Raw genomic sequence first — 10,863 nt, 5'->3', positions numbered from 1 at the left:
GGCTTTTGCGTAGAACCAGCTACTATGCTATTGCAAGCTTCGCAGGTTCACAGCAGTAACTTCATCAACCTAGAAAAGCACAAATAACCCGAGAAGTCCGGGGCAGAACCGGACCTCTCGGGTGGCGGACCTCTCGGGCCGAACAAGCTCGACTTAGAAGGTGAGTCGATAAAAGGGAACGGGCAGAAAACCCTGCTGGTAGGCCGTCCCAATTTTTTGCGTGCGCGGGTTGTAGGCTTGCTGAAACACGTTCTCGTTGTTCGACACGTTCTGCAAGTCCACGGCTATTTCGTGGGTGAGACGCGCGCGGTTGATTTTGTAGCCTAGCTTGATATCGGCGCGGAAGTATTGGTCTTGTTGCTCGCTGAAGGCCCGGTCGTACTGGTACACGGCGGTGCCGGCTTGGCTGGAAGCTTCGTAGTTGATGGGCGTGATGTAGCGGCCGCCAGTGGTGGCGGCTTTGAGGCTCACGGTGAAGGTGTTGTCTTTGCGGCCCACTTTGAACTCGCGGCCCACCAAGGCATTGGCCACAAACTTGGTGTTGAAAGGGGTGTTGCGCTCTACGTCGTCGCTGCCCTTGTACTTGGAATCGAAAACCGACGTAGTGAGCAGGAAATAGTAGCCTTGGGCGAAGGCGCGCTCCAAGGTCAGCTCTACGCCGTAGTTGCGGCCGGTTCCTTCGTTTACAAGGTTGCCTTTATTGGTAGGGCCGAAGTCGGTGCCTTCCGTGAGGCCGGAGAAGTAGCTGGGCGTGCGCTCTACGGGGGCGTCAAACAGGCTTTGGTAGTAGCCTTCGGCGCGCAGGCGCAGGTTGTCAGAGAGCTGCCGGTCGTAGGCCAGCACAAAGTGGTGGCTGCGGGTGAAGCCTAGGTCTTTGTTGGTGAGCACGGAGGAGCCATCGGGCTGGCGGCTCTGGTAGAAGTAAGTGAGCAGCGGCGACAAGCTGCTGTGCAGGCCGTAAGCGACGCTAATGGTGCTGCTCGGCGAGGCTTGGTACTGCAAACCAAGTCGCGGCTCTACCACGGTGCTGCCGTTCAACTCGAAGCGCGAGGCACTCACGCCGGCGTTGAGCGTGAGTTGGTCGTTGAAGCGGTGCTTCCATTGGCCGTACACCTGCGAAAGGGCTGTGTTGCCTTTGGAATCACGCTCGGTGTAGGCCACCGGGTAGAGTTGCGTGCCCGCGTAGTCGTACTGGAGCAGATCCACGATGGCGCCAGCTGTTACGTTGTTGCGGGCACTGAACTTGTGGCTCACGCTCAAATTGGCCGACATTTTCTCCTGTTCAAACTTATTACGTTCCGCCGGCAGGGTGGCTTGCACCTCGCCCGCGTTGGTAAATAGAATGGTGTCCTGCTCGAAACGCTGAGTGATGCGCGAGGCCGAGAGCGTAAGGCGGCCCACAGTACGGTCGGTGAGGCGATGCTCGTAGCTGGCTGCCGCCATGCCATTGAAAAACTTGTTGCGGGAATTGCTGGCATCATCGCCGTACACATCTTCCTCTTCGGGGTCCACATCTTCGCCTAGAAAATCGATGTTGCTGCGGCCGCCGATGGTCCAGACACTCAGGTTGCCGCGGTTGCCAACGGGTACGTCGGTTTTGAACGTGAAATCCTGGTAGTTGGGAGTGCCAGCAATTTCGTAGCCCACACTTTTGAGTAGCGAAAACACCGAATAGCGGTAGTTGATGAGGTAGGAGGCTTTGGAGTTTTTGCTGTAAGGTCCTTCGGCTCCTACTTCCACGCCGTTGAAGCCTACTTGGCCCAGGAACTCCCGCTTTTCGTCGTTGCCTTTGCGTAGGCGCAGGTCAAACACGGAACCAAGCGCGTTGGCGTACTCAGCCGGAAAAGCACCGGTCAAGAAGTCGGACTTGGCTAGCAGGTTGTTGTTGAGCAGGCTCACGGGTCCGCCCGTGGTACCCAGGGCGCCAAAGTGGTTGGGGTTGGGAATGTTGACCCCATCCAACCGCCACAGCAGCGAAGCCGGTGAGTTGCCGCGCACGATGATGTCGTTGCGGGTGTCGTTGGAGCTTACCACACCGGCAAAGTTCTGTGCCATGCGAGCCGGGTCGCCGAGGGCACCAGCGTAGCGGTTGGCTTCGATGGGCGAAAAAGGCCGCGCCGACACGGTTGCCATTTCGTTGTTGGGCACGGTCCGGTCTTCGCTGCGGCGGTACACTACTTGCACCTCGTCGAGCTTGGTGAGCCGCTCAATCAGGCTCAGATCGAGCACCACTTCTTTGCCGGCCGTCACGGTCACTTCGTTTAGCAGCAGATCTTCGTAGCCAATGGACGTAACGCGCAGTTTCACGCGGCCCACTGGCACTCCCGACAGCCGGAAGCGGCCATCGGTATCGGTGGTGCCGCCCAGAGCGGGCTCCACACCGAGTACCACCACCGTGGCACCAATAACGGGAGCTTTGGCCGTGGCATCCAGAATAGTACCGCGGACGGTTTGGGTGGGCGTTTGGGCCCAACTAGCAGGTGCCGTCAGCAAAACCAGTAGCAATGCACCAAAACTAGGCAGTAGCCGCGGCCGGAACAGCAGGTTCCAATTCAACAAAGGAGCGAGGGAAAGGAAGAGCTGATTCATGAGTTCAGGGGGTTGAAATGGCTGACTGATGAATCAAAGCTATCCGGCCCCCACCGCAGCGGGAAGGGCCCAGCCCGCCAACCGTCGAACTGCGGCAGCCAACCGACAGAAGGGAAAGGTGAATCGTCGGCGCCGAAAGTGGCGAGCGGGTGGGTAAGGGCCGGGGTGCGGCACTATATTCCTAGGTGTTCTGCTGGCGGAGAATCTGCTCGGAAGTTTCGCGGCGGCAGCGGCAGGCAGACCGGCACTTGGTTTTATGCAAAAGTGAAATGCGGGCAGCGGCGCCCGTTTTGCAGGCAAATCAATATAGGCACTATATACCCAGTCCGAGAGCAGAGCGAACAAGCTGCGCATGACAATTACAGGAAAAACCCTATTCCTCAGCGGCTCTAGCGGCCTGCTCACGGAAAGCTAACGGGCTCTGCCCGGCCCAGCGCCGGAACGCGCGGGTGAATACGCCAGGCTCGGAGTAGCCGAGCAGGTAGGCAATTTCCGCCACCGTGAGTTTGGTGTGACGCAGGTACTGGCGGGCCACTTCGTGCTGCAAATCTTCGAGCACCTTCTGGTAGGATGTCTGCTCGTCGTGGAGCTTGCGTTGCAGGGTACGGGAGCTGACGCCCAGTTCGCGGGCCACGGCGTCCATGCTCGGGTAGCCTTGCTTGAAAAGGCTGGTGAGTGCTTGGCGCACCTGCTGCCCAAACGGCGCGGCCTGGTGCTGTAGCTGGAGCAGCCGTTCGGCTTCTTGATCGAGGAGTTGAAAGAGGGCCGCGTTGTAGCTCACCACGGGCCGTTGCAAGTCACTGAGGGAAAACGTGAGCGTGTTTTGCGCGGCGCCGAAGTCCAGGCCGTTGCCAAACACTGCCGCGTAGTCTGGCAGCTGCGCTATTGGGGGTTTGGGAAAAGCCAGCCGAACAGTTGCCGGATGCACGGGCGTGGCGGCTAGCTTGCGCACGGCTTCTACCACGAAAGCCATGCTGCTTTCCACGGCTTGGCGCGCCGCCACCGGGCAAGTTTCGGCAAAAACCGGCAACGGCTCAAACAGCACCACCCCGGCCCGGTCGGAGCGCGTGAGCTGAATATTGAGCAGGCTGCTGTACATGGAGGCGTAGTGGCTGCCCCGGTCGAGGGCGGTGTACACGTCGGGGCTGTTTTGCATGGTGAAGCCCACTATCCCGATGGCCGCAAAGTTGACCTGCGCGCCGGTATGGAGGCCCAGCAGCGGGTCGCCGGAGTATTGGAGGGCGGCCTGCCACACGGCCTGCACCATCGCCAGGTCGTAATGCGCGTCGGCGGCTTGCAGCTCGGCGGGGTCGAGGCCAACGGCGCGGGTGAGGTCGGGGAGGGACGCACCGGCTTGCACGGCGCCGTAGAGAATGTCGCGGATGAGGCTGGCGGCTATGTGCATGGCGCCAAGGTAGCAGCGTGGCGCAAAATGCTCAGCATCTGGCGCCTTCGGCTACGGCTACCGAGCCGCGGCTAATCCACCTTTGTGTCGTTGGTTTCACCTTCTTATTCCACGACATCCTCATGAAAACGACCCCAAAATCCGAAGCCCCTTTCCGCCTCACCGGCGCCCTGTTGCTGGCCGCGGGCCTGCTGCTCCTCGTTTGCTTCGAGTTGCTGCGCCAAACCCTGCACTACCCCGACGTGCTCCGTGAGAGTCCGGCCCGTATTCTAACTCTGCACGCCGCCATGCCTTCCGTAGCCGGCCTCTGGTACGGTATGACGGCCGGCTCCATCCTCACGCTGCTCGCCATTCTGCTGCTCTACTATTGCCTGAAGCAGCTGCGCGTCCGGTACCGGGGCCTGCTGACGGCGGTGGGTGTGCTGGCCGGCTTGTTCAACACGCTCGGATATCTGCGGTGGGTGTTTCTGGTGCCTTCACTAGCCGGTACCTACGCCAACCCGAGCAGCAGCCCCGCCACGCGTGAGGCAGTGCAGGTCGTGTTTGAAGCCTTTCATATGTACCTGGGATTTTCAGTGGGCGAGCATCTGGGCTTCCTGTTCCTGGGGCTCTGGGCGCTGCTGCTGGCGCTGGCGCTGCGGCCGGTGCTGGCTTTTCCGCGCTGGTTCATCGGGCTGGGCGTGCTGAGTGCCGTGGGCACGCTGCTGGGCATGCTCGAAGGACTTGGCTGGGCTCCGGCCGCGCAGATTGTGGCCGTGGGCGCGTCACTCCTGATTGTCTGGATGATGCTACTCGGATTCTACGTGTGGCGCAGCGGCCGGACGCTGGCCGCTCAAACGGCCGTTGCCACAGTGCAGGCATCAAGCGCAGTTCGGCGCCCGGCTCACGCAGCCTTGGTAGTGGCTGGTTTGTTGCTGGCCGGCAGCGCCGCCGCTCAAACGGAGCCTCGCAAGGCCAAGTCTTCTGATGACGCCTTTTCGCCGCGGGAGTTGAGCATCAACGGCTTCCGTAATCCGTCGGTGGGGTTGGAGTACCGGGTGCGGCGGGTGTCGGTGCACGTGGGGTACTACCCCACCATCATTTCCAAAAACGAGCAGGGCACCAACGTCACCACTTCATTCGTGCGCACGGGTGTTTCCTACTGGTTTCTCCCGGTTCGCTCCACTCGCCACGAACCGTCCTCGGCCTACGCATCTGCCTCCTACGTGCGCGGCTTCGACCAGAAGTGGAAAAACGATAATGGCGCCCTAGCCGAGGTGGGCTTCCGGTGGTTTGTGGCGCGCGGGCTGAACGTGCGGCTGGGCGTGGCGGCGCTGGTAGGGCCGGGCCACCGCCCGCGCCTCAACCCCACGCCGGGCATCAGCTATTCTTTCACGCTGCGCTAGGCCGGCCGTTAGGCATCCAGCCAGCTCTTAAAGTCTGCTACCCGCTCGCGGCTCACTACTACCTCGGTGGGCGCGGCGGGTAGCAGATCCAGTTTCAGGCGGCTATTGAAATACAGGTGAATCTTATGCACTGCTTCCAGCCGCACCAGAAACTTGCGGCTCACCCGGAAAAACACCTTCGGGTCCACCATGCTTTCGAGCTGGTCCAGGGTATAGTCGACGGGCCAGCTGGCGGCGGTGCGCGTCACGAGGCACACGGTGTCTTCCTGGTAATGAAAATAGGCCAGCTCATCCACAGCCACATACTTGAGCTGCTGCCCGATTTTCACCAGAAACCGTTGCTTGAAGCTGGTATTGGGCGCGTTGACACCGGCCGCCGGAGCCAGTGCGGCCACCGGCGTAGCCTGCGGTAGCTGTAGAAACTTATCCAGGGCGCGGGCCAGGTCGGCGAAGGCCAGGGGCTTGAGCAGGTAGTCGATGCTATTGACGCGGAAGGCCTGCCGGGCATAGTCTTCGTGGGCCGTGGTGAAGATGACAGGCGCGTAGGTGCGCACCGACTCGAAGATTTCGAAGCCCAGGCCATCGTTGAGGTGAATGTCGGCGAAGATGAGGTCGGGCCGCTGGCCTTGCTCGAACCACTGTACTCCTTTCTCCACCGAAGGCAGCACGGCCAGGATTTCGACATCGGGGCTATAGCGCCGCAGCAGCCCAATTAGCCGGTCGGCGGTCAGGGCTTCGTCTTCCAGAATCAATACTTTCATAGGCAGTAGGCAGCAGCAAAGGAAGGCGCACGATAAATTCGTGGTCGGTGGCTTCCACGGCCACCGGGGCCGGGTGCAACAGAGCGTAGCGCTTACGAATATTAGCCAGCCCCACCTTCGTGGAGTGTTCGGGCTTGGTGCGGGCCTGCCGATTGTTGCTCACCACGAGGTAGTCATCGGCTGCGTAAATATGAACCCGCAGCGGCGACTCCGGCGCGATTCGGTTATGCTTGATGGCGTTTTCTACCAGCATCTGCACGGCCAGTGGGGGCAACTGAGAAGCGCAGAGAGCATCGGGCAGCTCTACGTCCAACGTCAGGCCGTCGCCGTGCCGGATGGTGTGCAGGAAAAAGTACGCTTCCACGAAATCCAGCTCCGTCCGCAGCGGCACCAGCTCCTTGTGCTGGCTGTCGAGCACGTAGCGGTACACTTTGGAGAGCTGCATTACGAAGTCGGCGGCCAGGTCCTGGTCTTTATAAACCAGCGCCGTAAGTACGCTCAGGCTGTTGAAGAGGAAATGCGGGTTGACCTGACTCTTCAACGCTTCGTAGTTGGAGCGGATGGTTTCCTGGGTGAGCTGTTCGGTGAGCAACTGGGAGTTTTTCCAGTGCTCGAAGAAGATGCCGATGCCTTTCACGGCTACCGTGAGCAGCGAAAACAGCAGCACGGTCAGGAAGAGCTGCTTGTCGTCGGTGGGGAGAGTACCGGGCGGACAGCGAAACAAACCCGCCAGCAGCGCCAACTGCACCTTCACCATCACTACCGTTAGGAGCGAGGCGTATACCACGCTCACAAACGTGAAAATGGTAATCCACTGCGCCGCCGTCAGGTTCACGAACAGCACGTTGCGGAAGGCGCGGTACAGCAGCGCTGTACCATCCCAGCTGGCAATTATCGTGAGAATGGCCAGTATACCAAACACGTAACTCTTAGTCTGGAAATGGAACAGTTCCTCAGTGGGCATCACGAAGTAGCGGCCCAGCAGGTAGATGAGCGCGCCAGTGAATACCAGCAGGCTGTATTTCTGAAGCTGTTTCATAAGCGAGCGAAGCACCCCGACTCCGGCGGCGACAGGTAAAGTACGCACAGAATCAGAAATTTACCGTCAGCACGCCGCTCAACGCGCCAAACTTCCAGTTGTCGTCGCCGATGCCGTTGACCTCCACGCGGGTGTTGTGGAACTCGTAGTTCACAGAGGCATCTATGAAGCGTTTTTTCTCCCGGCCCAGGCCCACTGCGTAGCCCAAGCCCAGCATACCGGCCCGCCCCACGCCAAACTGATGAAAGAAGTTCTGCTGGCCTTCGGCATTCACAAACCGGGTCTTCTCCGTCAGCACCGACACGCCGCCCAGGCCGCGTACGAACAAGTTTTTGAGCGGCGTTTTGCGGAGCGGGTAGTACTTAGCGGTCAGCCCAGCCATGCCCGGGTTGAAGAAGTAGCCTTCCTCGTAGCCGGCATCGGGTGTAGAGCCGGTTTGCGCGAACTTGAAGTTGGCGCCCAGCATCAGTCCTGGCACCTTGCGCACCGGCTTGTAGAACCCAATTTCGAACACCCAGCCGCTCTGGTTGGAGTAGCTGCCCTCGGCGGCCCGCCGGGCTTTGTTGGCTAACAAAGCTTGGCCGCTACGCAGCTGCGGCGCCACCACGCCCACGCCCACAAAGCCTTGGGTGCGAGACCAGGCCTCATTAGGCTCGGTGTCGGTGGTAGTTTGGGCGAAAAGCGGCTGGCAGTTGGCTGCTACGAGGGCGAAGAACAGGAAGAAACGTTTCATGGCGAGGTTGATGGAGGTGAGGAAAGTTGGACCCTTGACAGGCAGCCCCACCGCTGCTGCTAGCGGGGTTGCTGTACAAGAATACGCCTCGCCTGCACCGGCTTCCAGCCCGCCGCCGTGAACTGTAAAACCAGCCCCGCAGACTGCGCGAGTAGCCCAGTGAATTGCAGCGCCCGGCCAGCCACTCCTACCTTACCGCCACCGAATTTTCTGCCCGGCTTTGCCCGCGTGCAGCCGCTCCGGCACCTGGCGCAGAATACCGTCGCGGAGGGCGTCGAGCAACGGGAGTCGTACGAAGCCTTGGTGCACTACTAAGCTCACTTCGCGCACCGGCTCGGGCGCCACAAACCGTTTCACCATGGGGTTGTCCAGCTCCGCGAGCACCGACAGCTCGGGCACCAGCGTGTAGCCGTGGTTGTGGCGCACCAGCTCTTTCAGAGTTTCGATGGAGCCGCTTTCGTAGGTGAAAGGTCGGGCCGGCGCGGTGGGTGGCGGGGAGCAAATATTGAGCACCTGATGCCGGAAACAGTGACCCTGCTGCAACAGCCACAAGCCCGGCTCGCCCATGTCTTGCGGCGTGATGGTGGCGTGGCTGTAGAGCGCGTGGTCCTGCGAAATGTAGCCTAAGAAAGGCTCTTCCAGCACCGGCACCTCGTGCAACTGCCGGTCGTCCAGCGGCGTCACGAGCAGGCCGATGTCGAGCTGATTGTCTTTGAGGCGCTGCATAATCTGGGCCGACTGTAGCTCCTCGACCCGCACTTGCAGCTGCGGGTAGCGCTGCACCAGCTCCACCAGAAACAGCGGCACGAGGTAGGGCGCCAGCGTGGGAATGATGCCTAGTCGCAATTCACCCACTAATTCACCCTTTTCGAGCTGCACCACTTCGCGCAACTGCTGTACTTCACGCAACACCTGCCGAGCTTGCTGCACCACCTTGGCTCCCACGGCGGTGGGCCGCACGCCTTTCGTGGTACGGTCGAAAAGCAGTACGCCCAGTTCCTCTTCCAGCTTTTGTAACTGCATGCTAAGCGTGGGCTGCGTGACGAAGCATTTCTCAGCGGCCAGCACAAACTGCCGGTGCGTATCTAAGGCAACGAGGTATTCGAGCTGCTGTACGGTCATGCCGCAAATATAATCTGTGGCTATACTACTATAAAAACTATTGATTTCTCTTATACAAAGCTACTGTTCACCTTTGCTTTCCACCACTAGCTCAACTTTCACCCCATGGAAGAATCAACTCAACCCAAGAAGCTGACGACGGCCGCGGGCCGGCCTATCCACGACAACCAGAACTCGCTGTCGGCGGGGGCGCGGGGGCCGCTGCTGCTCCAGGATTATTTCCTGCACGAAAAGCTAGCTCATTTCAACCGGGAGCGGATTCCCGAGCGCGTGGTGCACGCCAAAGGTTCGGGCGCATACGGCACGTTCACCGTCACCCACGACATCACGCACCTGACCCGCGCCAAGCTGTTCAGCAAAGTGGGCAACGAGTGCCGCATGTTCGCCCGCTTCTCCACCGTGGGCGGTGAGAAAGGTTCCGCCGATACCGAGCGTGACCCGCGTGGCTTCGCGCTGAAATTCTATACCGAGGATGGCAACTGGGACCTGGTGGGCAACAATACGCCGGTGTTCTTCGTGAAGGACCCAGCCAAATTCCCCGACTTCATTCACACCCAGAAGCGTGAGGCGCGCAGCAACCGCAAGTCGCCGACGATGATGTGGGACTACTGGAGCCTGAACCCGGAAAGCCTGCACCAGGTCACGATTCTGATGAGCGACCGGGGCACGCCCTACGGCTACCGCCACATGCACGGCTACGGCTCGCACACCTTTTCGCTCATCAACGCGGCCAACGAGTGGGTGTGGGTGAAATTTCACTTCCGCACCCAGCAAGGCGTGAAGAACTTCACCGCCGATGATGCCACCCGCATGAAAGGCGAAGACCCGGACTTTGCGCAGCACGACCTGCTCGACGCCATCGACAACGGCGACTTCCCGCGCTGGACCCTGTTCATCCAGACCATGACCGAGGAGCAGGCCCGCACCTTCCGTTGGAACCCCTTCGACCTGACCAAAGTGTGGCCCCAGGGGGAGTTTCCGTTGCAGGAAGTGGGCGTGATGGAGCTGAACGAGGTGCCCGTGAACTACCACGCTCACGTGGAGCAAGCCGCCTTCGCCCCCGCCCACGTGGTGGACGGCATCGGCTACTCGCCCGACAAAATGCTGCAGGGCCGCATCCTGAGCTACCCCGACGCGCACCGCTACCGCCTGGGCGCCAACTTCGAGCACCTGCCCGTGAATGCCTGCCCCTACGGTTTCAGCAACTACCAGCGCGACGGCCTCATGGCCCTCGGCGATAATGGTGGCGGCGGCCCCAACTACTTCCCCAATTCCTTCGACGGCCCGCAGGAAGACAAGACGGTGAGCGAGCCGGTGGAAAAGCTGGACAGCGCCTTCGCTGACCGTTACGACCGCAACGCCGGCCCCGGCGACGATGACCACTACACCCAGCCCGGCAACTTGTTCCGCCTCCTCGACCCGCAAGCCCAGCGCAACCTCATCGACAACATCGTGGGCGCCATGAGCGGCATTGCGGGCCCCAAGAAAGACCTCATCATCCAGCGCCAGCTCTGCCACTGGTTCCGCGCTGACATCCGCCTGGGCATGGCCATTGCCAAAGGCTTGGGCGTCGATGCCGAGATGCCAGTCCAGCACCCGCAGGCCGTTGAAGCCGCCGTGTAGACTTGCTTCGTATTGCCAACAGAAAGGCCGCTCCAGATTGCTGGAGCGGCCTTTGCTGTTGGTTGTGCAACCCCACCCCCGGCCCCTCCCCCCCCGGAGAGGGGGGGGTTCTTACGGGTCTTTTGTCTTGCGCCCCCCTCCCCAAGGGGAGGGGGGGTGGGGGGGGTTGGGTTTTGGGTTTGGTGGCAAGTCAAGCGGAGAGGCCC

At 60.8% G+C, this 10,863-nt stretch carries 8 protein-coding genes; 2 read left to right on the top strand and 6 right to left on the bottom strand.

Annotation, left to right across the window (positions count from 1 at the left end):
- Window positions 1-153: 153 nt before the first annotated feature.
- Window positions 154-2,589 carry a TonB-dependent receptor gene (locus tag ACYSMN_RS20280; RefSeq protein WP_488925738.1) on the bottom strand — a complete coding sequence of 812 codons (2,436 nt, stop codon included), beginning with the start codon at window positions 2,587-2,589 and terminating at the stop codon, window positions 154-156.
- 373 nt (window positions 2,590-2,962) lie between these two features.
- The gene (locus ACYSMN_RS20275) at window positions 2,963-3,994 is read right to left on the bottom strand and encodes an AraC family transcriptional regulator (RefSeq protein ID WP_488925737.1); all 1,032 of its coding nucleotides are present in this window, start codon (window positions 3,992-3,994) and stop codon (window positions 2,963-2,965) included.
- Window positions 3,995-4,116: 122 nt separating this feature from the next.
- Between ACYSMN_RS20275 and ACYSMN_RS20270 the strand changes: the two genes are divergently transcribed.
- Entirely contained in the window at window positions 4,117-5,379 is a 1,263-nt protein-coding gene (locus ACYSMN_RS20270; protein WP_488925736.1) for a DUF4386 family protein, read from the top strand.
- Between the two features lie 8 nt (window positions 5,380-5,387).
- Here ACYSMN_RS20270 and ACYSMN_RS20265 read toward each other — a convergent pair whose 3' ends face one another.
- The 4 genes from ACYSMN_RS20265 to ACYSMN_RS20250 form a co-directional block, all read right to left on the bottom strand.
- Window positions 5,388-6,140 (bottom strand): LytR/AlgR family response regulator transcription factor, encoded by a 753-nt coding sequence (locus ACYSMN_RS20265; protein ID WP_488925735.1) that lies wholly within the window; start codon window positions 6,138-6,140, stop codon window positions 5,388-5,390.
- Window positions 6,070-7,179, bottom strand: a complete 1,110-nt coding sequence (locus ACYSMN_RS20260; RefSeq protein ID WP_488925734.1) for a sensor histidine kinase — start codon at window positions 7,177-7,179, stop codon at window positions 6,070-6,072. Before ACYSMN_RS20260 ends, ACYSMN_RS20265 begins: the two co-directional genes overlap by 71 nt.
- Window positions 7,180-7,231: 52 nt before the next feature.
- Window positions 7,232-7,912: a hypothetical protein gene (locus ACYSMN_RS20255; protein ID WP_488925733.1), complete on the bottom strand. Its 681-nt coding sequence runs from the start codon at window positions 7,910-7,912 to the stop codon at window positions 7,232-7,234.
- A 192-nt stretch (window positions 7,913-8,104) separates the two neighbouring features.
- Complete coding sequence (locus ACYSMN_RS20250; protein WP_488925732.1) at window positions 8,105-9,034, bottom strand: LysR substrate-binding domain-containing protein; 930 nt, start codon at window positions 9,032-9,034, stop codon at window positions 8,105-8,107.
- A 105-nt stretch (window positions 9,035-9,139) separates the two neighbouring features.
- Between ACYSMN_RS20250 and ACYSMN_RS20245 the strand changes: the two genes are divergently transcribed.
- Window positions 9,140-10,657 (top strand): catalase, encoded by a 1,518-nt coding sequence (locus ACYSMN_RS20245; protein WP_488925731.1) that lies wholly within the window; start codon window positions 9,140-9,142, stop codon window positions 10,655-10,657.
- The last annotated feature ends 206 nt before the right edge of the window (window positions 10,658-10,863 follow it).

It is taken from the genome of Hymenobacter sp. M1-2, from assembly GCF_057808495.1.
The sequence above is the reverse complement of the archived record's forward strand: the minus strand, read 5'-3'. Positions and strand labels throughout refer to the sequence as shown.

Bases quoted from the DNA above. Each gene is read 5' to 3' on its own strand.
- ACYSMN_RS20270 (WP_488925736.1), top strand. From the start codon at position 4,117: ATGAAAACGACCCCAAAATCCGAAGCCCCTTTCCGCCTCACCGGCGCC.
- ACYSMN_RS20255 (WP_488925733.1), bottom strand. From the start codon at position 7,912: ATGAAACGTTTCTTCCTGTTCTTCGCCCTCGTAGCAGCCAACTGCCAG.
- ACYSMN_RS20280 (WP_488925738.1), bottom strand. From the start codon at position 2,589: ATGAATCAGCTCTTCCTTTCCCTCGCTCCTTTGTTGAATTGGAACCTG.
- ACYSMN_RS20265 (WP_488925735.1), bottom strand. From the start codon at position 6,140: ATGAAAGTATTGATTCTGGAAGACGAAGCCCTGACCGCCGACCGGCTA.
- ACYSMN_RS20250 (WP_488925732.1), bottom strand. From the start codon at position 9,034: ATGACCGTACAGCAGCTCGAATACCTCGTTGCCTTAGATACGCACCGG.
- ACYSMN_RS20260 (WP_488925734.1), bottom strand. From the start codon at position 7,179: ATGAAACAGCTTCAGAAATACAGCCTGCTGGTATTCACTGGCGCGCTC.
- ACYSMN_RS20245 (WP_488925731.1), top strand. From the start codon at position 9,140: ATGGAAGAATCAACTCAACCCAAGAAGCTGACGACGGCCGCGGGCCGG.
- ACYSMN_RS20275 (WP_488925737.1), bottom strand. From the start codon at position 3,994: ATGCACATAGCCGCCAGCCTCATCCGCGACATTCTCTACGGCGCCGTG.